This window comes from Mycobacterium sp. Marseille-P9652 (genome assembly GCF_902652685.1).
Classification (GTDB): Bacteria; Actinomycetota; Actinomycetes; order Mycobacteriales; family Mycobacteriaceae; genus Mycobacterium.
This window is the reverse complement of the sequence record NZ_CACRUY010000010.1, coordinates 13,088-33,955: the sequence shown is the minus strand read 5'-3', so window position 1 is coordinate 33,955 and position 20,868 is coordinate 13,088. Positions and strand designations below refer to the sequence as shown.

Sequence of the window (20,868 nt, the reverse complement as noted above, 5' to 3'; positions counted from 1 at the left end):
TGTCACTTGCCGCGGCTCTCCTCCTTGGCGCGCTGCGCCGCCTGCACCCGGCCTTCGTTGATCTCGGCCATGGCCTCCGGAATCTCGCTGGCGGTGAACTTGTCCCGCCCGGTGGGCAGCCCGCCGAACGCGTACGTCTCATCGAACTGCGGTGCCGACGACGCAGGGCGGCGCGCCTCGATCTTCTCGATCACGGGCTCCAGCCGCTTGGCCTTGTCGGCCACCGCCTTCGCGTCGCGCTCGATGAACTCGGGCAGCACCTCCTTGCCCATCAACTCGATGGATTCCATGGTGCCCTCGTGGCTGCGCGGGTTGAGCAACAGGATGATCTCGTCGACCCCGCTCTCCTCGTAGCCGCGCAGAAATTCGCGAACGGTGGCCGGGGAGCCGATGGCGCCGCGCCCGGGGCCATAGGCGAGCGTGGGATCCTTCTCGACCTCCTCGAGGTACCGCTCCCACACCCCGGTCCGGCCCGGGATGTGCATGCCCGTCAGGTAGTAGTGCATGATCCCGAACGAGAAGAATCCACCGCCCTGCCCCAGCCGTTGCAGCGCCTGCTCGTCGGTCTTGGCGACCATCATCGACAGGTCGCCGCCGATGGCGAGGATGTTCGGGTTGATCGCCGGCGTGATCGGGGCGCCGTTCCGTTCGAGTTCCTCGTAGTAGCCGTTGACCCGCTCGCTCAGCGGCCCCGGACCGGTGTAGGCGAAACTCAGTGCGCCGATGGCCTTCTGGGCGGCCATCTGCACGCTGGCCGGCCGGGTGCAGGCGACCCAGACCGGTGGGTGCGGCTTCTGCATCGGCTTGGGGACCACGTTGCGGGGCGGCATCTGGATTTGCTCGCCTTTGAAACCCGTGAACGGCTCCTCGATCATGCAGCGGATCGCCACCTCGAGGGACTCCTCCCACTGCGCGCGCTTGTCGGCGGGGTCGACGTCGAACCCGCCGAGTTCACCGACGGAGGACCCTTCCCCGGTGCCGAACTCGACTCGGCCGTTGGAGAGCAGGTCGATGGTGGCGACGCGTTCGGCGACGCGGGCCGGGTGATTGACCGCCGGCAACAGGTGCATGATGCCGAACCCGAGTCGGATGTTCTTGGTCCGCTGGCTGGCCGCGGCCAGGAAGATCTCGGGCGCCGTGGAGTGGCAGTACTCCTCGAGGAAGTGGTGCTCGGTGAGCCAGACGGTCGAGAAGCCGGCCTTGTCCGCGGCCTCGACCTCGTCGAGGCACTCCTGCAGCATGATTCGCTCGTCGTCGGGCGCCCACGGCCTGGGGAGCGCGAATTCGTAGAACAGCGAGATCTTCATCGTTACCTCCTGGGAGAGTCAAGGGTCTGGGCTGCAAGGTGTCTCGCGGCGACGAAGCCGAACGTCATGGCCGGGCCGATGGTCGCCCCGGCGCCGGCATAGCTGCGGCCCATGACCGGCGCCGAGGTATTGCCCACCGCGTACAGGCCCGGCACCACGGTGTCGTCGGAACGCAGCACCCGCGCGTGCTCGTCGGTGCACAGGCCGCCGGACGTCCCGAGGTCGCCGAGCACGATGCGGAAGGCGTAGTACGGCGGACCGCTCAGCGGATGCAGGTTCGGATTGGGCAGCGTCGGATCGCCGTAGTAGTTGTCGTACACGCTGTCGCCGCGGTTGAAGTCATCGTCGTGGCCCTTGCGAGCCAATTCGTTGAAGCGGCCGGCGGTTTCGGCGAGGTTGCCGGCCGGCACGCCGATCTTGGCCGCCATTTCCTCCCAGGTCCGTGCCGCCTTCACCACACCGGACTCGAGCCACGTTGGTGGGATCCGGCGCCCGGTGGGGACCGGGGCCCCGGGCGCCTTCGGTATCGGCAGGTGCCCGCCGATGACGTACCGATTCCACGACCGGTGATCGGTGATCAGCCAGCACGGGATGTGCGTGACTCCGGACTTCTGGCCGTCGATCATCGCGTGCCCGAAGTCCATGTACGGCGCCGCCTCGTTGATGAACCGCCTGCCGTCGCCGTTGACCACGAACTGCGCGGGCATCATGCGCTCGTTGAGCATGAACTGCATGCGCCCGTCGGGCCATTGGATCGCCGGGAACCACCAGGCCTCGTCGAGCAACTCCGTGGCGGCGCCGATTTTCTGCGCCGCCCGGATGCCGTCGCCCATCGCGGCTGGATTGCCGAAGCTCCAATCGTGTTCCAGGACGGGCAGTTCCTCCTTGCGCCACGCGAGGTCGTGGTCGAAGCCGCCGGTGGCCAGGATGACCCCGCGCCGCGCGCCGATCCGCCGGGTGGTGCCGTCTTGGTGCACCAGCGCGCCGGTCACCGACCCGTCGGCGTCGGTCAGCAGGTCGGACATCGGCGACTCGAGCCACAGCGGGATGCCGCGCTCGCGCATGGCGAGCCTCAGCCGGGCCGCCAGCGACTGCCCGATCGCGGCCATCCGCTCGCCGAGCACCCGGGCCCTGACCATCCGGGCGACGAGCTTCAGCAGCACGCCCTTGCCCGCCCACGACTGCCTGATCCGGTAGAAGGTGCGAAGCTCTTTCGGACCCAGCCAAATCCCCTTGGGCGCCAGGGCGAGCGGCTGAAGCAGCCTGTGCTCGTCGGCGCCGAGCTCGCGCAGGTCGATCGGCGGCACGTTGATCGTGCTGCCGAGCTCCGAGCCCCCGGGCAGTTCCGGGTAGTAGTCGGCGTATCCTGGCTTCCACACGAATTCCAGCCAGCGCGAAGTCTTTTCGAGAAACTCCAGCATGCGCGGCGCCGCGTCGACGTACTGCCGGATCTTCGCCTCGCTCACCAGGCCCTCGGTGATCCGGCTCAGGTACTCGACCACTCCTTCCGGCGGGGGCGCGTAGCCCTCGCGGCGCTGGGCGGGGGCGCCGGGCACCCAGATGCCGCCGCCGGACAGCGCGGTGGAACCACCGAAATGCGCGGACTTCTCGATCACCAGCACGTCGAGCCCGGCGGCCTGTGCGGTGAGCGCCGCCGCCATGCCGCCGCCGCCGGAGCCGACGACGAGCACGTCGACCATGTGGTCGAAACCGGTCGAGGGCGCGCTCATTCCGGCACCGCCGTCCTGATGGCGAACCCGGCGATCAGCTCGGCGGCCGGTTTGTAGTAGCGCACGACGGTGCGGTACGGACCGGCGGTTTCCAGGGCGGCGAATGCGGCCACCCACGAACGGATCTCGTGCGCGGAGCTGCCGCCCTCGTGAACGATGAACGAGTTCGACCATCCGTCGAGCTCGGCGAGCCGTCCGTTGTCGATGATGTCGAGGAACCGGTGGTCCCAGGCGGGGTTGAGCGGCTGCAACCCGCTCTCGCCGTCGGCGAAGCTGCGCGCCGCTTCGATCACCGCCGCCTGCCGGGCGTTTCGCTGCTCGGGCGTCATCGGCGTGCCCTGCACGATCCGTTCCAAGACCGGGGGCGGCGCGGTCGCCAGCGTCGGCACGGGAGGGCTGTGTGAGAGGCCGCCGGAGCCGAGCACCAGGACCCGCAGGTCCAGCCCGGCGAGGTATTCGCCGACCGCGGTCCCGAGGGCCCGGCAACGGTGCAGCGGTCCCAGCGGCGTGGCGATCGCGTTGACGAAGATCGGGATCACTGGGCGTGCGGTGGCGTCGCCGAACAGCTTCTCCAGCGGCTGCACCGTGCCGTGGTCGACGTCCATGCAGGCCGAGACGGCGATGTCCACCCCGGCGCTCAGCACGGCTTTCGCGCAGTCGCCCGCGAGCTTCTCCGGGACGTCAAGCGGGCCCGTGTGGGTGCCGTAGTCCCCAACGCCGTTGGCGCTCCTGCCGATACAGAACGGCGGCATCACCTTGTAGAAGAAGCCGTTGTAGTGGTCGGGCGAGAAGGCGACGACGAGTTCGGGGTCGTAGTCTTCGACGAACCGCCGCGCGTCGGCGATCGCGGCTTCTACGTCGTCAAGCAGGTCCCGCGACGGCCCGGGGAGATTCAGGAGCGGGCTGTGCGACATGCAGCACAGGGCCAGTGTCACCGTGCGATTCACCCCCTTCCGGCGTCAGGGTGAGGGCGTCGAGGAGGGCGACGCTCAGTTCCGGCGCACGCTGGGCGATGCACGCACCCGCAATGCAGCGGTCGGGGCGCAGGAACAGCACCGACTCCCGGTGGACGTCGAACCAGGACTTGAGGCCGCCCCCGCGATCGCCGACGATCACGACGTCCGGATCGTCCTGCCCGCCCCAGTCGAGCTGAGTCGAGGGCCGGACCGCAAAGAATTTGGCGCCCAGCGCCTTCCAGCTGGCGAACGCCGCCTCGCCGAGAATGGTCCGGGGGTCGTTGTTCCAGCACAGCACGGCGAACCAGTCGCCCAGCACGTCGTCGAGCAGCACGTCGCGCCGGGTGCGGGTGTCGACCCGGGGCTGGATGAACAGGGTGCCGAGGGGCGAGTCGGCGCCGTCGGTGGCGGCGTGCACGGGCAATCTTGCGATAGCGCCCTGCTCGTAGCGCGGCATCGGCTTGAACCGCATTTCCAGGACATACCGTTTGAGCGTGGGAACAATCGACGCCGACCGCACGAGCAGGTCGCGCGCCCCGGCCACGCGGCGGTTGGTGGGCGAGATGACGCGGCCCACCATCGTCGACAGGTCGATCATCGCCCGAGCGTGCTTGCGGCGTTCGACGTCATAGGTGTCCAGCAACGCGTCCTGCGCTTGGCCCTTGACCACCGCGGCGAGCTTCCACCCGAGGTTGAACGCATCGCGGATGCCGCTGTTGTAGCCCTGGCCCTGCCACACCGGCATCAGGTGCGCGGCGTCGCCGGCGAGCAGGAGGCGGCCGCGCCGGAAGGCGCCGGCGATCCGCGAATGATGGGTGTAGATGCGGCGCCGGATGACCTCGACCCGTTCGGGATAAGGGACGAACCGCGCCAGCATGCGCAGGAGAAACGCCGGGTCCTCCGCCTGCTCGTCGGTCTCGTCGGCGTGAATCATGAACTCGAAGCGGCGGATACCGTGGGCGATGGATATCGATGCGTACGGGCGTTCGGGGTCGGCCCCCACCTCGCTGTTCGGGTGGCCCAGGGGATCGTTGGCGACGTCGACGACCAGCCACCGCGTCGACGACGTCGTGCCGTCGAAGGACACGCCCATGACGCGCCGCGTCGCGCTGCGGCCCCCGTCGCATCCGATGACGTAGCGCGCACGTACGCCGGCCGTTTCGCCATTGCTGCCGAACTCGACGGTCACCGCGTCGGCGCTTTCCCGGCAGCCTGTCATCGGGCGGCCCCAGTTGACCTCGACGTGCGCGAACCTGTCCAGCCCCGCCAGCAACTCGGCGTCGACGAGCGGCTGCACGAAGCCGTTGCGCTTCGGCCAGCCGAAACACGCGTCGGGAGGCGCCATTTCGGCAAGCACCCGCCGCTTCCCGTCGACGAACCGCAGGATCTGGTTGGGCACCGTGTGCGGGAGCACGCGGTCGACGAGCCCGATCGCCTGGAAGGTTCGCAATGCCTCGTCATCCAGCCCCACCCCGCGCGGGTAGTCGATGAGCGTGTCGCGTTCCTCGACCACCAGCGTCCGAACACCCTGCAGGCCAAGGATATTGGCCAGGGTGAGACCGACCGGACCGGCGCCCACCACGACCACGTCGACGTCGGCGTCCTGCCCGGTGCCGGTCATCACCGCCCCAACAGGAAGTCGAGGTGCAACCGGTTGAAGGTCTTGGCGTCCTCGTACTGCGGCCAGTGTCCGCAGCCGGGCATGACCTCGAAACGCGCGCCGGGGATCATCGACGCGATGCGACGCCCCTCGGTGACGTCGGCGGTCGGGTCGTCGCTCGTCCACAACACCAGCGTGGGCGCGGTGATCGCCCCGTACTCCGCCGGACCGAGCAGGTTGCGGGCCCGGATTTCGGGATCCTGCAGCGCCATGATGTCGCGCATCGCGTCCACGAAACCCGGTTGGCGATAGACCCTTTGGCGGCTGGCGACCAGGTCGTCGTAGCCCTTCGACTTGTCGGCCATCAGCCACTTGATGCGCGCCGCGACGGTGTCCCAGGTCGGGTTCTCGGCTGCCGCCATGGACAGCGTGATGATTCGCCGCATCACGGCGGGGTCGGCCTGGGAGCCGCCGGCGGTGTTGAGGACCAGCTTCTCGACGACGTCGGGATGGTCGACGGCGGCGCGCGCGGCCACCCAACCGCCGAGGGATTCCCCGCTGACCGAGGCGCGGTCGGCGCCGATGGCGTCGAGCACCGCCATCAGATGTTCGACGTAGTGCGACACCTCCAACGGGTGACCCGGCTTTTCGGTGTAGCCGTGGCCCAGCATGTCAATCGACCACGTCCAGAAGTGCTCCCCGTGGGCCGCCAGGTTGCGAACGTAGGCCTCGGCGTGGCCTCCGGAGCCGTGCAGCAGCACGAGCACCGGCTTGCCCGGCTCACCGGCGCGCAGGTAGCGCGTGCGCACGCCGCCGGCGTCCAGGTAACCCTGCTCGAAAGCGACGCCCTGCAGGTCGCTCCATATGCTCTCGAACTCCGCCACGATTCCTTTCAACGCCGGTAGGCAACCGGAGACCTGGAAATCTTATTCTCGTTTTCGGCCTACCATGTGTGCTAATATCGCACACTAACGTGCGATATATATAGAGCTTCGCTCTCACGTGGAGGTCTGTCAAGGCTGTGACCGGTTCCCAGACACTGGCCCGCGGGTTGACCGCGCTGCAGATGGTGGCGGATTCGCCGAGCGGGCTCACCGCGCAGCAGCTTGCCGATCAGGTGGGGGTGCATCGCACCATCGCGTACCGGCTGCTGTCGACCCTCGCCGAATTCCGGCTGGTGGCCAAAGGGGACGACGGGCGCTACCGGCCCGCCGCGGGACTGGCGGTGCTCGGCGCGTCGTTCGACCGCAACGTGCGCCAGGTCAGCCTGCCGACGCTGCGAGCGCTGGCCGACGATCTCGGCACCACCGTGTCTCTGCTGATGGCCGAGGGCGACCAGCAGGTGGCGGTCGCCGTCATCGTGCCGAGTCATGTTGCCTACCAACTGTCTTTCCATGAGGGCAGCCGGTATCCCCTGAACCGCGGCGCGGCCGGAATCGCGTTGCTGGCGAGCATGCCCCCGCGCCCCGGGGAACGCGATCTGGTGTCCCGCGCCCGCGAATGCGGCTGGGTGACGACCTACGGGGAGATCGAGCCGAACACCTATGGCCTGGCCGTCGCGGTCCGTCGCCGGGCACCGTCGCCGCCCACCTGCATCAACCTCATCTCGCACCGCGAAGACGTGGTGCTGCGCGGCAAGGACGCGGTCATCGACGCCGCCCGGCACCTGTCCGAGCTTCTGAACTAAAGCCGCCCAGCTGAAGGGATTTCATCCATGCCTTGGGATCACGAAGTCGATGTCGTCGTGCTCGGCAGCGGCGGAGCCGGCCTCACCGCGGCACTCGCGGCGGCGGCCGCCGGCGCGTCCGTGGCGGTCTGCGAGAAGGCGCCGACCGTGGGCGGCACCACCGCGGTGTCGGGTGGCGTCGTGTGGATCCCGGCCCACAACCGTTGCCGGGAAGGCGAATTGACGCCGGACGATGCGCTGCGCTACCTGCGTGCGCAGTCCCTGGGGTCGATGGACGACGCCCTGGTCGAGACGTTCGTGCGCACCGGGCCGGCGATGCTCGACTTCGTCGAGGCGCACAGCGGCGTGCGTTTCGAGATCGCGACCGGCTTCCCCGACTACCGCCCGGAACTGCCGGGAGGGCAGCCCGGCGGCGGCCGCTCCCTCAGCCCTGCGCCCTTCGAACTCGCCCGGCTGGGCGACTGGGCCACCCGCATCACATCCTTTCCCGCCGACTGGTCCAACGTCGGTACCGACGCCGAAACGCGGGCCCGGCTGCATGCCGCGGTCGACGAGAGCACCGGCGATGTGTGCGTCGCCGGTACCGCGTTGATCGCCGGACTGATCAAGGGACTGCTGGACGCGGGGGTCGAGCTGCACACCAACGCCCGCGCCGAACGCCTGCTCGAGGAGGCCGGCGAAATCGTCGGGGTGCGAATCGCGTTGAGCCACGGGGTCGTCGACGTTCGCGCCCGCCACGGCGTCATCCTGGCCACCGGCGGATTCGAATGGGATCCCAACCTGGTGCAGGCCTTCCTGCGCGGCCCGATGCACGGCGCGGTGTCCCCACCGAACAACACCGGTGACGGGCTGCGCATGGCGATGGAACACGGCGCCGACCTGGCCAACATGGGCGAGGCCTGGTGGGTGCCGATCGTGCAGATCCCGGGCGACACGATCGATGGCCAGCCGCGCAGCCGCAGTGTACGCCTGGAGCGCACCCGGCCCAGGAGCATCATCGTCAACTCGGCGGGCCGCCGATTCGTCAACGAGGCCTGCGACTACAACTCGATGGCCGGCGCGTTCCACTACCTCGACCCGCGGGGCGGCTACGTCAACGACGACGGCTGGATGGTGTTCGATTCCGTCCACCTGCAACGCTATGGCTTCCTCGGCGTCGCGCCCGGCGAGCCCGTGCCCGACTGGTTCTGCGAATCCGCGACACTGACCGAACTCGCCGCGAAGACCGGCATCGACCCCGACGGCCTCACCCGCACCGTCGAGCAGTGGAACCGCCACGTCGCCGCCGGCGCCGACCCCGACTTCGGGCGCGGCTCCAGCGCCTACGACGGCTACTGGGGGGACGACACCGCGGCCACGGCGGCCGGCAAGACGCTCGGCCCGATCGACACCGCGCCCTACTACGCGGTCCCCGTGCGCATCGGGGCGATGGGCACCAAGGGCGGCCCGCGCACCGACCACGACGGCCGCGTCCTGCACGTCGGCGGGGAGCCGATACCGGGGCTCTTCGCCGCCGGCAATGCGATGGGCGGTGTGACGGGGCGGGCGTACGGCGGAGCCGGCGGAACACTCGGTCCCGCAATGGTATTCGGCTATCGTGCCGGGTATGCGGCGGCCACCGGAAAGTCGGTCGACCTGCAATAATGGCCGGGATCAGCCCTGGGTGAATCACTCCTGCACCGGCCAGCCGAGCTGCTCCCACCGCGGCGATCGGCGGTCATTTCAGCGGCAGTTCCACGCAGACGTGCGCACCCACCGGCGTCTCGAGGACGAGGAACTCCCCGCCCGCGGCCTCCACGCGTGCCCGGTGCGAGGCCAGCCCGATGTGCCCCTCACCCAGGCGCCGCGCCACCGCTTCGTCGTCGAATCCGACGCCGTCGTCCACCACGTCCAGGACGCAGGTGCCATCGGTGACGCCCAGCCGCACCGACGCGGATCGTGCCTGCGAATGCCTTGCGACGTTGGACAACAGCTCGCGCGCCACCCCGAACATCACGGGGTCGATCGCATTGCGGACGGGGTAGTCGATGTCGGTGGAGACCTCGATGCCCGAACGCTGTGCGGTGTACGAGGCCAGCTGCTGCACCGCCGCGCCCAGCCCCGCCCGATCGAGAACGGCGGGGTGCAGCTCGAAAGTGGCCTGCCGCAGGCGGTCCGAGGCCGCCTGCAGCCCCGTGAGGGCTCGGCCGATGCGCTCGTCTTGCGGAAGGGCGGTGTGCAACTCGTCGAGGTCCTGGCGCACCGCAAGAATGTCCTGCAGGGGCCCGTCGTGGATCGACTCCGATATGCGCCGCTGCATCACGTCCGACGCCGACATCGTCTGCGCGAGAAGCTCTTCCCGCAGCGCGCTGAGGCCCGCCACCGAGCGGGTGTGGCCCTCCTCGATCCGGACCACCATGAACGCCGTCGCGCAGAAGAACGCGTAGAGCACGAACCAGAACACCGACTCCGTCATGCCGATCGAGTCCACGATCACCGGGTCGGTCAGCACCGCGAGGGCGAACCCGGCCATGGAGAAGGTCAGCACGACCGCCGCTCGCCGCGACGACACGTCGAGCCCCAACAGGATGGGCAGCAAGGTCATGATCAGTAGCGGGTAGACACCGCCGGTCGACAACAGCTGGAGCACCGTCAGGGCGACGACGTCGACCACGGTGAACGCGAGCGGCTCCACGCGGCCCACCGCACCCAGGCGGCCCATGCCGATCCACCGCCGCAAACGCGGAAACGCCAGCGCCACAGCGCAGAGCGCGAAGAAGGCGTACGAGACGATCAACACGCTTTGTTGCGCCCACTCGGAGCGCTGGGTACCGATGATCATGGCGGCCACCATCAGGCCCACCACGCCGACCCGGATCACCGACGCGATCCGGTACGAGCGCAGCTGATGAAGCGCGCGCACCCGGCGCAGTTCCGCGTCGTCGGCTACCGCCACGCGAACACAGTACTCATCCTCCACCGCTTGCCCGGGGCGAACGATGAGGTTTCGCATCAGGTTTCCCTTCTGTGCCCGGCGCCCCGCCGGGCTTACACTCTTCGCCATGACGGCCCCGAAGCCCCGTGTGGTTATCGGTGACGATCACCCGCTGTTTCGGGAGGGCGTCGTACGGGCGCTCGAGTCGAGCGGTTCGGTGGACGTCGTCGGTGAGGCCCAAGACGGGGCGGCGGCGCTCGAACTGATCAAGGCGCATCAACCCGACGTCGCGCTGCTCGACTACCGGATGCCCGGGATGGACGGAGCCCAGGTGGCGGCGGCCGCGCGGGGCCAGGGCCTGACCACCCGCGTTTTGCTGCTCTCGGCGCACGACGAGCCGGCGATCGTCTACCAGGCATTGCAGCAGGGTGCGGCCGGCTTCCTGCTCAAGGACTCGACGCGCGGGGAGATCGTCCAGGCCGTGCTCGACTGCGCGGCGGGCCGCGAGGTGCTCGCACCCGCGCTCGCCGGAGGACTCGCCGCGGAGATCCGCCAGCGCGCGGCGCCGTCGGCGCCCGTCCTCAGCGCGCGGGAGCGCGAGGTGCTCGGCCGGATCGCGCGCGGGCAGAGCATCCCCGCGATAGCGGGTGAGCTCTATGTGGCCCCGTCGACGGTCAAGACCCACGTCCAACGCCTCTACGAGAAGCTGGGCGTCAGCGATCGGGCCGCGGCCGTCGCCGAGGCTATGCGTCAAGGCCTGCTGACGTAGTTCGGAGGTGGCCGGCTGCGGCCCACCGCGCTATCCGCCCACCAAGGGGTCCCTCGCCGACGGCGGCTCCTCCGCCCGGAACGTCGCCCTGGCCACGCGCTCGGCCTCGGCCACCAGCTGGCGGGCGCGGCGTTCGACCTCGTAGAGGTGGCCCGCGTCAACACCGGTCGCGGTCAGCCGGCGGCGGGCGAAGACCAGGGGGTCCGCACCGGCGGGGTGATCCGTCCGGTAGGTGACCGCGCTGACCAGGGTGGGTCCGCCGCCGGCGCCGGCGCGATGAACAGCGCCGGCAACGGCGTCACGGACCGCCACGACGTCCTTACCGTCGACCCACCTCGCCGGCATGCCGTCGGCCCGACGCACGTAGTTGTCGTGACGCGCCCCGGAGGCCGTGCGGACGTTCTCGACGACGAACACCACCGGAAGCCGCCACGCCAGCGCGATGCTCGCCGCCGCGGTGAACTCGGGTGAGTCGGCGTCACGGTGCCCGATCGCACACACGGTGACGTCGCCGTCGCCGGCCAGCGACCGCTGGTGCGCGTTACCGAGGGCGAAAAGTGTCGACTGCCCCAAAGTGGTTGTCGCGGCAAGGGAGTTCTTCCAGTCACCGAGGGCCAACCCGTCCGTCGGTTCATTCGAGGCGGTCCTCAGGCCGATCAACCGCGCCATCGTCGGGGCGAGCGGCAGGGCGTCGGCGATCCGGCGGGCGTGCCGGAAATGCGGTATGGCGGTGTCGATCTCGTCACCCGGGCGAAGGGCGGCGGCGACTCCCACGGCCACGGCCTCCTGGCCGAACGCCGGCTGGATGGCCTCTTTCAGCAGGCCGTCGATGCGCGATTCCTCGAGTGCCATGTCGAGCAGCCGAAGCACCCACATCCGGCGGTACAGCTCCAGTTGGTCACCCATGATCGCCTCCGACAGTTCCGGGTTGCGCGTCATGCCAGGCCTCCTCACGCGGTGGCTCTCGTCGGCCGAAGTGACCGCCGAGCCGAACACCCCTCAAGTTAGGGAAACTCGCGTGGGGAGAACTCCACCGATCGGACGAAAAACGGGAGGAACGCGGGGGTCCCCCGATCGGGGGACACCGGGGTCCACCCCGCTGGCGGTTGTTACGGAGCGTGGGTTTCGGGCGGCGCGGACAGCAGCCTCTCGGCCGCCGAATAGGGGTCGTCGCGGCCGTCGGCCACCGCCTCGGCGAGCGCGTCGATGTCCGGCCGGGACCGCAGCCGGGTCTGCGCCAGCGAGAGGATCTGCGCGCGGGCGCGGGCGACCCGTCGCTCGTAGCTGTCGGCGCGGTGGTGTGCGTCGATGGCGGCCATCAGCTCGTCGACGCCCTCGCCCCGGACGGCGACGAGGCTGACGATGGGGGCGTCGGTTTCGGCCCGGAGATCGCGAACGGTCTGTTCCGCGCCCTCGCGGTCGGCCTTGTTGACCGCGACGATGTCGGCGACCTCGAGCACCCCGGCCTTGGCGGCCTGCACCGCGTCGCCGGCCCCCGGGTTGAGGACGACGATGGTCGGATCGGCGAGCGCGGCGATCTCGATCTCGGACTGCCCCACCCCCACCGTCTCCAGCAAGACAACGCCATACCCCACGGCCCCCAGCAGTTGGATGGCGGCCGGGACCGCCGCCGCCAGCCCCCCGAGGTGACCGCGGGAGGCCACCGAGCGGATCAGCACGTTGGAGTCGTTGATGTGGGCCGCCATCCGGATCCGGTCGCCGAGCAGCGCACCGCCGCTGAACTCCGACGACGGATCGACGGCCAGCACCGCCACGCGGCAGCCGCGCTGCCGGTAGGCGCCGACCAGCGCGGCGATCGTTGTCGACTTGCCCGCGCCGGGCGGTCCCGTGACGCCCAGGACGCGGACCGACGACGGGCCGATGGCGGCCAACACCTCGTCCCGTTCGTCGCCCTCCACGAGGCTGAGCAACCGACCGATCGCCCGCGGGGATCCATTGCGCGCGCCGGTGATCAGGTCGGCGATGTTCACCCGCGCATTATCCCGCGGCCGCCGCGGCGGGATCGAATGCGGGGCCGCCGTGGGAGAATCGTCGCGGCGGGTGCACAAACGCATTCCACACGACTCGATTCGAAGGACGGCGGCGATGGCTCGACGCGACGGGATGATCGCCGTCCCCGGCGGGGACGTGTGGTTCCGGCGCGTGGGCGGCGGTGCGGGATTGCCGCTGCTGGCCGTGCACGGTGGACCGGGCTTGCCGCACAACTACATTCGGTCGCTGGAGCGCCTGGCCGACGAGCGTGAGGTGATCTTCTGGGATCAACTGGGGTGCGGCAATTCGCCATGCCCTCCCAATCCGGCTCTGTGGACGATGGACCGCTCGGTGGCTGAAATGGATGCCGTGGTGCGCGGCCTCGGCCTGGACCGCTTTCACATTTTCGGCAACTCGTGGGGCGGGATGCTGGCGCAGCAGTTCGCCCTCGACGTGCCGTCGGGGGCGGTCAGCCTCACGATCTCGAACACCATCGCGTCCATCCCCCAGTTCGCCGGCATGGTCGCCCGCCTGAAGTCCGAGCTGGACCCGGCGACGCAGGCCGCGATCGATCGTCACGAGGCGGCGGGCACCACGCATTCGCCGGACTACCAGGCCGCCATCCGCACCTGGAACGAGACCTACCTCTGCCGCGTCCGCCCCTGGCCCGCGGAACTCGAGGACGCCTTCCGGCGGATGGGCGCCGAAATCTTCGAAACGATGTTCGGCCCCAGCGACTTTCACATCGTCGGCACGATCCGCGACTGGGACGTCGTCGACCGGCTGGCCGAGATCGCGGTGCCCACTTTGGTTCTCGCCGGCAGGTTCGACGAATGCGTGCCCGAACACATGGAGGACATGCACCGGCGCATCCCCGGCTCGCGCTTCGTGCTCTTCGAGTCGAGCGCCCACATGCCGTTCATCGAGGAACCCGAGAGGTTCGACCGGGTGATGCGCGACTTCCTCCGCGACCACGACGCCTGACGCTCAGTTCTTCCCGGCGCTCAGCTTGGTGATGATCGAGCGGAAGTCGTCGGTGGTGAACGACTGGTGCTCGGCCGACAGGGCGTAGTCCAGGCTGGCCAGCACCGCCCGCTCCAGGTGAATGTTGAGCACCCGCTTGGTGCTTTCGACCGCCTGCTGCGGCAACTCGAGGATCTTCTTGGCGCAGGCGATCGCCTCGGCCAGCGGGTCGGCCGCCACATGGTTGGCCAGCCCCAGTTCGACGGCGCGTTGCGCGCTGATGCGGGTGCCGGTCAGGGCGTACTCCTTGGCCAGCAGCAGGCTGATGTGCAGCGGCCACGTCAGCGGTCCGCCGTCGGCGGCCACCAACCCCACCTGCACGTGCGGGTCGGCGAGGTAGGCGTCCTCGGCGATGTACACGATGTCGCTCAGCGCGACCAGGCTGCAGCCCAACCCGACGGCCGGCCCGTTGACGGCCGCCACCACCGGGATTCGGCACCGCGCCATGCCCAGCACGATCTCGCGTCCGTCCCGGATCGTCTTGGCGCGCAGGTCGGCATCCGCCGAAAGCTCCTTGAGATAGGCGAAGTCGCCGCCGGCCGAGAACGCCCTGCCCGCCCCGGTGATGACGGCGGCGCGGGCGCTGGGGTCGTCGGTCAGCCGTTGCCAGAGCCGCGCCAGTCCGACATGCAGGTCGTCGTTGACCGAGTTCAGTGAGTCCGGCCGGTTCAGGGTGATGATCCGCAGCGGACCTTCGGCCCGGACTTCGACTTCCGCGGGCATGTCGTACACGTCAGACTCCTTCTATTTCTATCGTCGTGACCCGCTTCACCCGGGCTTCGCCCGCGTTCGCGATCACTCCGACAATCCCAAGATCCGCGAGGCGATGATGTTCTTCTGTATCTGCGAGGTGCCGCCCATCACGCTCTGCGCGCGGCTGTACAGGTAGGCGCTGAGCAGATCCGGGTCGCGGGTTCCCGAAACCGCCAGCGCCGCATGGCCGACGGACTGCTCGACCCAGGTCATCAGCAGCTTGTCGAGCGACCCTTCGGGGCCGTGCGAGACGCCGTCCAGCTGCTCCGAGAGCCGGCGACGCACGTGGTGCGTCAGCATCTCGGACTCGACGGCCGCCCACGCGAGGTCGTCGGGCACGTCACCGTCGCAGCGCGCGAACATGTTCCGCACGAGCTTGCCGTACCGGGCCGCGTAACCGAGCGTCGACGGCTCGCGCTCGTGCCCGACGACGGTCATGGCGACCGCCCAGCCGTCCCCAGGAGCGCCGACCATCCGGCTTGCGGGCACCGTCGCGCCGTCGAAGAACACCTGGCCGAATTCGTTGGTGACGCCGTTGATCATGCGCAGCGGACGCTGTTGCACGCCGGGCTGTTTCATGTCCAAGACGAAGGCCGACAGGCCGCGGTGGCGCTTCGCGTCGGGATCGGTGCGGGCCAGCAGCAGGCAGTAGTCGGCGACGTCGGAGTAGCTGGTCCAGATCTTGTGCCCCTGCACCACGTAGGTGTCGCCGTCGCGCCGGGCGGTGGTGGTCAGCGACGCCAGGTCCGAACCCGCGCCGGGTTCACTGAAGCCCTGGCACCACCGCTCGGTGCCGTCGATGATGCCGGGCAGAAAGCGTTGCCTCAGCTCGTCGCTCGCGTGCCGTCCGATGCCGAAGACCAGATACCCGACGCTCGGCCGGGGCGGGGAGCCGGCGCGCGCCAGCTCCTCGTCGACGATGACGTCGTATACCGGCGCCAGCTCCTGGCCGCCGTACTCCCGTGGCCACGACACACCGAAGAAGCCTGCGCGGTAGAGCGCCTGGTGCCACTGCGCCTGCCGGGCCCAATACTCGTCGCCGGAGCTGGGAAAATCCTTGGCGTGCAGGGAAAGCCACCCGCGCAAGCGCTCGCGGAAGGCCGCCTCGTCGGGAGAGTCACGAAAGTCCAAAGTCGATCTCCTTCAGTCGGGCGGGCCACAGCTCGGTCGACGTCAGCGCGCGGCGCAGATAGACGTGAACCATGCAGTCCCAGGTGTTGCCGATGCCGCCGTGCACCTGCACCGCCGTTTCGCAGACCGTGCGCGCGGCGCGCGCGCAGTAGACCTTCGCGATCTGAGCCGCGCGGACGGCCTCGGCCACCGGCAGCTCGTCGACCGCCCAGGCGGCATGGCGCAGCACGCTCACCGAACCCTCGATCAGCGCAAGGGTTTCGGCCAGCATGTGTGCGACCGCCTGATAGGACCCGATCTGCTTGCCGTATTGCTCGCGGATTTTCGCGTAGTCGCACGCGACGGCGTGGGCGCCGCGGGCGATCCCGACGAGATCGGCGGTGGTGGCAACCAACGCAAGGGCCCGCCACCGGGCGGCCGTCTCCGCGCTCACCTCGCCGAGGGCGGCCGGCGTACCCGCCACGTCCGCGTCGGCGCGCGTCAGGTCCGCACCGGTGCGAACGTCCTCGACACCCGCCCCCATGACCGTGTGACCGGACAACCACAGGGCGCGGCGAGCGCCCCGCCCGTCCAGCACCCGGTCACCGAAGGCGACGGTCGCCGCCCGGCTGTCGGCGTCGACGTGGCGCGCGAGGTCGTCGGCCAGTATCGGACCCAGAAACGGCGCGTCGACCACCCGGCGGCCCAGTTCCTCGGCGATGATGGCGACTTCGACGCCGGACGCCCCGTCGGAGCGCAGTGACCGCCACCCGGTGCGGTCGATCTGCTTGTCCAGCCGCGTGATTCGGCCGTCGTCGGCGAGATCCTGCACGGCCGCCGGGCCCAGGTCGTCGGCCAGCTTGGCGGCGGCGTCGCGCAGCTGCTGCTGCTCACGTGTCAGACGTACATCCATAGCGCTCCTTGAGGATTCGGCGCAGCGCCTTACCCGAGGGCAGGCGGGGAATGTCGGGGACGAAGACGACGCGGCTCAGGCGTTTGTAGGAGGCGAGGCGCTGTTCGACGCGCGCGGCGAGTTCTGCGGCCAGCGCATCGGTGTCGGTCGACGGACACGTCGCGACCGCGGCGACGACCGCTTCCCCGTTGGCGCCGTCGGGAATGCCGAACACCGCGCAATCCTTGACGGCCGGATGACCGTGCAGCACCATCTCGACCTCCGCCGGGGCGACCTGAAATCCGCGGACCTTGATCATCTCCTTCAACCGATCGGTGATCCGCAACCACCCCTCCCCGTCGAGCCAGCCGACGTCCCCCGTGCGGTACCAGCCGTCGCAAACGGCCTCGGCCGTCGCCTCGGGCGGCAGGTACCCGGCCATCAGCGATGCCGAACGGGCCTCGATCTCACCGATCCGGCCCGCGCCCACCGGCTCCCGCGTCTCGGGTGCGACCACCCGCAGGTCCACGCCCGGAACCGCGCGCCCCACCGCGTCGAGCCGCGCCCCGCGCAGCGGATTGCACGCGATGACCGGCAGTTCGGTGGTGCCGTAGGCGGGCACCCAACCGACGCCGACGCGCGCGGTCACCGCCTCGGCGACGTCGGCGCTCACGGGCGTCGCGCCCCACATCAGGAATCGCAGCGACGACAAGTCGTAGGACTCGAGGGCGGGATGGGAGGCGAGCGCCAGGGCGATGGGCCCGACCACCATTTCGATGGTGATGCGGTCGCTTTCGATGTGGTGGAGCATCCTGTCGACGTCGAATCGGTGATGCAGCCGAAGGCCGGCGCCGGTCCTCAGCGCCGTCAAGATGTTCAGCAGCCCGAGGATGTGCGAGGGCGGGGTGGCGACTTGGATCCGGTCGCGCCCGGTCATGCGTAGGGCTCCCCGCCAGTGCCGCACGGCGGCGTCCAGTGACGCGTGGGTGTGGCGGACGGCCTTCGGCAGGCCGGTGGTGCCGGAGCTGAACACCAGCACGGCGTCCGTGTTCGGCTGGTGGGCAGCCGAAGTCGGGCTCGCGGGGGGCCGGGGTTCGTCGAGGTGCAGCATCGGCATCGCCTCGCCCAGCACCGGGTGGTCGCCGACGGCGTGGGTGGGCCGGGTCAGCGCGAGCGCGTGGTCGACCTCCTCGCGCCGCCAGGCGGGGCTGAGCAACACCGCCGTCGCGCCCAGCCGCCAGATCCCCAGCAGGGCCGCGACGAACTCCGGCCGGTTGGACGACATGACCGCGACGCGTTGGTGCTCCCTGACACCGCTCCCGGCCAGGGCCGCGGCCCACCCGTCGGCGAGCGCGTCCAGCTCGGGCAGGCCGTACCGCCGTTCCTCGAACGCGAGCGCCGCCGGCTCGGTCACATCCCGCCCTCCCGTGACAGACCGGGTCGACCCGACGTCCACACAGCTTGAGAAGATCCTATCGCTTGATGAGAATACTATTCTCTATAGTGAAGAATGCAAGTACGGCAGGAGGGGGCGGTCATGGGGACGGTCACCGCGCAGATCGAGGAGACGGCACCGGTGACAGACCCGGCATGCGACGCGGCCGTGAGCGGCACGGTGACCATTCACCTGGACCGCAAGAAGGTTTCGGTGCCGTTGGTGCCCGGCGAGACGCTGTTGGAGAGCGCGCGGCGGGCCGGGCTGGAGCCGCCGTTCAACTGCGAGGCGGGCAACTGCGGCACGTGCATGGCGCGGCTGGTCGAAGGCCACGCGACGATGCGGGTCAACGACGCGCTCGACGACGACGAGGTGGCCGAGGGTTACATTCTGACGTGCCAGGGCGTACCGGACACCGCTTCGGTGACCGTGCGCTACGAGTAACTACGGGAAGGTGGCGGCGATGGCCAAGGGAATCATGTACGTCGAGAGTCGGCCGAGCTCGCCCGACCGCGAGCAGGAGTACAACACCTGGTACGAAACCGTGCACATCCCCGAATTGCTGGCGCTCGACGGGATCGTGGGGGCGCGCCGGTTTCGCCCGGTCGACGGTCAGGGCCCGTATGTCGCCATCTACGAGCTGGAAGGCGATGACCTGCAAGCCATCCTGGACAACATGGGCGCCAGCGCCGGCCAGCTGCACATGTCCGATGCGATTCAGCTGGATCCGGCGCCCATTCCGCGCGTGCTCGAGCTCACGACCGAACAGCGCGCGAACGCTTGACCGCGGGGGACAACTCTTCGAGTTGCGCCACCCCAGTCGCAAAGTCACCGCCGAGGGGCGTCAGCAGCGTGACGTGATCCGCCCCGGCGGCGAGATGCTCGCGGACCTTCGCCGCGATCGACGATGACTCACCATGCGCGACAATGGCATTGACCAACCGGTCGCTCGTCTCGGCGATGTCGCGGGCCGAGTAGCCCAGCTCCGAAAGCCTGGCCGCATAGGACGGCACAGCCAGCCTGTCCGAGAGCGTCTGCCGCGCCGCACCGAAATCGTGCACGACGGATAACCCGACCACGAGCAGTTTGTCAGGTCCGAGCGCCCGGCGGGCGCGCGCGGTGAACTCCGCGGGAAGCATGGCCGGCAGCGCGCCGTCCGCGTTCTCGCCCGCCAGCGCAAGCATTCTCGGGCCGTTGGCGGCGATGATCCGCGGATACGCGGCGGTGGGCGCCGGCGGCCAGGTGGGCTCGTCCATCCCGTCCAGATACTCGCGCATGGTGGCGAGCGGACGGCCGAATTCGCGGTCGACCGCGGCGGCCTGTTCGGGGTAGCCCACCCCGAGGCCGAGCACGATCCTGCCCGGATGCGCTTCCGCCAGTTGGGCGGCCGCGGCATGCATGGTCTGCGGGGGCCGGGCCCAGACGTTGGCGATGCACGTGCCGAACACCGTCCGTTCGGTGGCGGCCAGCAGCATCGCGAGTTGCACCAGGGCGTCCTTGCCGATGACCTCGTTCGTCCACACCGCGCTGTACCCGGCGCGTTCCAGCCGGCCGACGGCGTCGCGTAGCGATGCGAAAGGCGTTGGGCCGGTGAAGGAGACCGGAAGGCACGCCCCCACCGGTCCCAACGCTTCGCGGGCCGCGTCGACCACTGAGCCGGAAACGGCGCTCATTTGCCGAAGTAGTGGCCGGCGTCGAGGTCCTCGATCAGTCCCGGCCGCTCGGGGTGCCAGTCGAGCACCTTCTGAGTCAGCGCGCTCGAGGTCGGGTTGTCCAGCGACGCGAACAGGGCGAGGAAGCCGAAGTGGCCGGCCTCCTCCGCGGGGATGCCGGCCACCGGCACGTTCAGGTGGCGCCCGATGACGCCGGCGATCTCGCGGAAAGGCACGCCCTCGTCGGCGACGCCGTGCAAACGCGTTCCCGCGGGCGCGTTTTCGAGCGCAAGCCGGTACAGGTGGGCGGCGTCGAGCGTGTGGACGGCGGGCCAACGGTTGGACCCGTCGCCGAGGTAGGCCGAGACGCCGCTGTCGCGCGCGGTGTTGATCAAGTGGTGCAGGAAGCCGTGGCGGTCCAGGGTGCTGTGCACCAACGGCGAGAGCCGGATGACCGACGATCGCACCCCGCGCTCGGCGAGCGCGATCACCGCGTTCTCCGAGTCGATCCGGGGGCCGGCGGCCATCGTGTCGTTCTCGGTCCCGACGCCGCCCTGCCCCGACAGGGTCAGCAGCAGCGTTCCGGAGGTGATGACGAACGGCCGGTCGGAGCCGGCGAGCACCTCCCCCATCGCCTCGACGGCGCGCAGATCGACTCCGGCGGCGGCCGGCATGTCGCCGAAGTCGTCGTGCTTGAAGGCGAGGTGGATGACCCCGTCGGCCGCCGCCGCGGCCGAACGCAGGCTGTCGAGGTCTTCGAGGTCGCCCCGGTGCGGCGTGACGCCCTTGGCCTCGAGGGCGGCGACGTTCTGGTCGGAACGCGCCAGCCCGGTGACCCGGTGCCCTGCTTCGAGAAGTTCGTCGACGACGGCGGACCCGATGTGACCGGCCGCGCCGGTGACAAAGACATGCATGGTGACTCCTTGAGGTTGGGGTGATTCCAGTACATGAGCGGGGCCGCCGAACTGTCCAAGTCCTGATTCGCATGACGCGATGCGAAAAGTGCATCACCGCAGCTCGAGAGCGACCGATGGGCGGAACCGCTACG

Annotated in this window: 20 protein-coding genes; 6 read left to right on the top strand and 14 right to left on the bottom strand. The window is 69.7% G+C overall.

What is annotated here, in order from left to right; translation table 11 throughout:
• Positions 1-2 precede the first annotated feature (2 nt).
• Genes GPY60_RS08070 through GPY60_RS08050 form a run of 5 tightly spaced genes read right to left on the bottom strand, consistent with a single transcriptional unit; the run spans position 3 to position 6,477 of the window.
• The gene (locus tag GPY60_RS08070; protein WP_156687127.1) at positions 3-1,307 is read right to left on the bottom strand and encodes an LLM class flavin-dependent oxidoreductase; all 1,305 of its coding nucleotides are present in this window, start codon (positions 1,305-1,307) and stop codon (positions 3-5) included.
• Between the two features lie 2 nt (positions 1,308-1,309).
• Complete coding sequence (locus tag GPY60_RS08065; protein ID WP_156687126.1) at positions 1,310-3,037, bottom strand: FAD-binding protein; 1,728 nt, start codon at positions 3,035-3,037, stop codon at positions 1,310-1,312.
• Entirely contained in the window at positions 3,034-3,951 is a 918-nt protein-coding gene (locus GPY60_RS08060; RefSeq protein WP_231639468.1) for a 3-carboxyethylcatechol 2,3-dioxygenase, read from the bottom strand. The genes GPY60_RS08065 and GPY60_RS08060 overlap by 4 nt, the downstream gene beginning before the upstream one ends.
• Complete coding sequence (locus GPY60_RS08055; RefSeq protein WP_156687124.1) at positions 3,899-5,614, bottom strand: bifunctional 3-(3-hydroxy-phenyl)propionate/3-hydroxycinnamic acid hydroxylase; 1,716 nt, start codon at positions 5,612-5,614, stop codon at positions 3,899-3,901. The genes GPY60_RS08060 and GPY60_RS08055 overlap by 53 nt, the downstream gene beginning before the upstream one ends.
• Positions 5,614-6,477, bottom strand: a complete 864-nt coding sequence (locus tag GPY60_RS08050) for an alpha/beta fold hydrolase (protein ID WP_156687228.1) — start codon at positions 6,475-6,477, stop codon at positions 5,614-5,616. Before GPY60_RS08050 ends, GPY60_RS08055 begins: the two co-directional genes overlap by 1 nt.
• Positions 6,478-6,614: 137 nt before the next feature.
• Between GPY60_RS08050 and GPY60_RS08045 the strand changes: the two genes are divergently transcribed.
• Positions 6,615-7,280: an IclR family transcriptional regulator gene (locus tag GPY60_RS08045; protein ID WP_156687123.1), complete on the top strand. Its 666-nt coding sequence runs from the start codon at positions 6,615-6,617 to the stop codon at positions 7,278-7,280.
• Positions 7,281-7,307: 27 nt separating this feature from the next.
• Positions 7,308-8,924, top strand: coding sequence for an FAD-dependent oxidoreductase (locus GPY60_RS08040; RefSeq protein WP_156687122.1), 1,617 nt, complete (start codon positions 7,308-7,310; stop codon positions 8,922-8,924).
• 73 nt (positions 8,925-8,997) lie between these two features.
• On the opposite strand, the gene GPY60_RS08035 is transcribed toward GPY60_RS08040, so the two are convergent.
• Complete coding sequence (locus GPY60_RS08035; RefSeq protein WP_156687121.1) at positions 8,998-10,215, bottom strand: sensor histidine kinase; 1,218 nt, start codon at positions 10,213-10,215, stop codon at positions 8,998-9,000.
• Between the two features lie 106 nt (positions 10,216-10,321).
• On the opposite strand from GPY60_RS08035, the gene GPY60_RS08030 reads away from it, so the two are divergent.
• Entirely contained in the window at positions 10,322-10,963 is a 642-nt protein-coding gene (locus GPY60_RS08030) for a response regulator (protein ID WP_156687120.1), read from the top strand.
• 30 nt (positions 10,964-10,993) lie between these two features.
• Here GPY60_RS08030 and GPY60_RS08025 read toward each other — a convergent pair whose 3' ends face one another.
• Together GPY60_RS08025 and meaB are read right to left on the bottom strand one after the other, a co-directional pair.
• Positions 10,994-11,902, bottom strand: coding sequence for a thiamine pyrophosphate-dependent enzyme (locus GPY60_RS08025; RefSeq protein ID WP_197283594.1), 909 nt, complete (start codon positions 11,900-11,902; stop codon positions 10,994-10,996).
• A gap of 170 nt (positions 11,903-12,072) precedes the next feature.
• Positions 12,073-12,954: a methylmalonyl Co-A mutase-associated GTPase MeaB gene (gene meaB / locus GPY60_RS08020; protein ID WP_156687119.1), complete on the bottom strand. Its 882-nt coding sequence runs from the start codon at positions 12,952-12,954 to the stop codon at positions 12,073-12,075.
• A 133-nt stretch (positions 12,955-13,087) separates the two neighbouring features.
• Between meaB and GPY60_RS08015 the strand changes: the two genes are divergently transcribed.
• Entirely contained in the window at positions 13,088-13,939 is an 852-nt protein-coding gene (locus tag GPY60_RS08015) for a proline iminopeptidase-family hydrolase (protein ID WP_156687226.1), read from the top strand.
• A gap of 3 nt (positions 13,940-13,942) precedes the next feature.
• Here the strand turns inward: GPY60_RS08015 and GPY60_RS08010 are convergent, their stop codons facing one another.
• The 4 genes from GPY60_RS08010 to GPY60_RS07995 all read right to left on the bottom strand — a co-directional run bounded on the left by GPY60_RS08010 (position 13,943) and on the right by GPY60_RS07995 (position 18,147).
• A complete protein-coding gene (locus tag GPY60_RS08010; protein WP_156687118.1) occupies positions 13,943-14,710 on the bottom strand; it encodes an enoyl-CoA hydratase/isomerase family protein in 768 nt (255 codons plus the stop codon).
• A gap of 63 nt (positions 14,711-14,773) precedes the next feature.
• A complete protein-coding gene (locus GPY60_RS08005; RefSeq protein WP_156687117.1) occupies positions 14,774-15,862 on the bottom strand; it encodes an acyl-CoA dehydrogenase family protein in 1,089 nt (362 codons plus the stop codon).
• Complete coding sequence (locus GPY60_RS08000; protein WP_156687116.1) at positions 15,849-16,754, bottom strand: acyl-CoA dehydrogenase family protein; 906 nt, start codon at positions 16,752-16,754, stop codon at positions 15,849-15,851. The genes GPY60_RS08005 and GPY60_RS08000 overlap by 14 nt, the downstream gene beginning before the upstream one ends.
• The gene (locus tag GPY60_RS07995; protein WP_156687115.1) at positions 16,732-18,147 is read right to left on the bottom strand and encodes a class I adenylate-forming enzyme family protein; all 1,416 of its coding nucleotides are present in this window, start codon (positions 18,145-18,147) and stop codon (positions 16,732-16,734) included. Before GPY60_RS07995 ends, GPY60_RS08000 begins: the two co-directional genes overlap by 23 nt.
• A gap of 96 nt (positions 18,148-18,243) precedes the next feature.
• Here GPY60_RS07995 and GPY60_RS07990 point away from each other — a divergent pair, with 96 nt between their 5' ends.
• Positions 18,244-18,612, top strand: coding sequence for a 2Fe-2S iron-sulfur cluster-binding protein (locus GPY60_RS07990; protein ID WP_156687114.1), 369 nt, complete (start codon positions 18,244-18,246; stop codon positions 18,610-18,612).
• Positions 18,613-18,631: 19 nt separating this feature from the next.
• Entirely contained in the window at positions 18,632-18,952 is a 321-nt protein-coding gene (locus GPY60_RS07985; RefSeq protein ID WP_156687113.1) for a DUF4286 family protein, read from the top strand.
• On the opposite strand, the gene GPY60_RS07980 is transcribed toward GPY60_RS07985, so the two are convergent.
• Positions 18,924-19,841, bottom strand: coding sequence for a TIGR03620 family F420-dependent LLM class oxidoreductase (locus GPY60_RS07980; RefSeq protein WP_156687112.1), 918 nt, complete (start codon positions 19,839-19,841; stop codon positions 18,924-18,926). The genes GPY60_RS07985 and GPY60_RS07980 overlap by 29 nt on opposite strands.
• A complete protein-coding gene (locus tag GPY60_RS07975; protein ID WP_156687111.1) occupies positions 19,838-20,734 on the bottom strand; it encodes an SDR family oxidoreductase in 897 nt (298 codons plus the stop codon). The genes GPY60_RS07980 and GPY60_RS07975 overlap by 4 nt, the downstream gene beginning before the upstream one ends.
• Positions 20,735-20,868: the final 134 nt, after the last annotated feature.

Excerpts from the sequence above, each read along its gene's own strand:
- GPY60_RS08070 (WP_156687127.1), bottom strand. The coding sequence starts at position 1,307 with ATGAAGATCTCGCTGTTCTACGAATTCGCGCTCCCCAGGCCGTGGGCG.
- GPY60_RS08065 (WP_156687126.1), bottom strand. The coding sequence starts at position 3,037 with ATGAGCGCGCCCTCGACCGGTTTCGACCACATGGTCGACGTGCTCGTC.
- GPY60_RS08060 (WP_231639468.1), bottom strand. The coding sequence starts at position 3,951 with ATGTCGCACAGCCCGCTCCTGAATCTCCCCGGGCCGTCGCGGGACCTG.
- GPY60_RS08055 (WP_156687124.1), bottom strand. The coding sequence starts at position 5,614 with ATGACCGGCACCGGGCAGGACGCCGACGTCGACGTGGTCGTGGTGGGC.
- GPY60_RS08040 (WP_156687122.1), top strand. The coding sequence starts at position 7,308 with ATGCCTTGGGATCACGAAGTCGATGTCGTCGTGCTCGGCAGCGGCGGA.
- GPY60_RS08030 (WP_156687120.1), top strand. The coding sequence starts at position 10,322 with ATGACGGCCCCGAAGCCCCGTGTGGTTATCGGTGACGATCACCCGCTG.
- GPY60_RS08025 (WP_197283594.1), bottom strand. The coding sequence starts at position 11,902 with ATGACGCGCAACCCGGAACTGTCGGAGGCGATCATGGGTGACCAACTG.
- GPY60_RS08015 (WP_156687226.1), top strand. The coding sequence starts at position 13,088 with ATGATCGCCGTCCCCGGCGGGGACGTGTGGTTCCGGCGCGTGGGCGGC.
- GPY60_RS08000 (WP_156687116.1), bottom strand. The coding sequence starts at position 16,754 with ATGGATGTACGTCTGACACGTGAGCAGCAGCAGCTGCGCGACGCCGCC.
- GPY60_RS07990 (WP_156687114.1), top strand. The coding sequence starts at position 18,244 with ATGCAAGTACGGCAGGAGGGGGCGGTCATGGGGACGGTCACCGCGCAG.
- GPY60_RS07985 (WP_156687113.1), top strand. The coding sequence starts at position 18,632 with ATGGCCAAGGGAATCATGTACGTCGAGAGTCGGCCGAGCTCGCCCGAC.
- GPY60_RS07980 (WP_156687112.1), bottom strand. The coding sequence starts at position 19,841 with ATGAGCGCCGTTTCCGGCTCAGTGGTCGACGCGGCCCGCGAAGCGTTG.
- GPY60_RS07975 (WP_156687111.1), bottom strand. The coding sequence starts at position 20,734 with ATGCATGTCTTTGTCACCGGCGCGGCCGGTCACATCGGGTCCGCCGTC.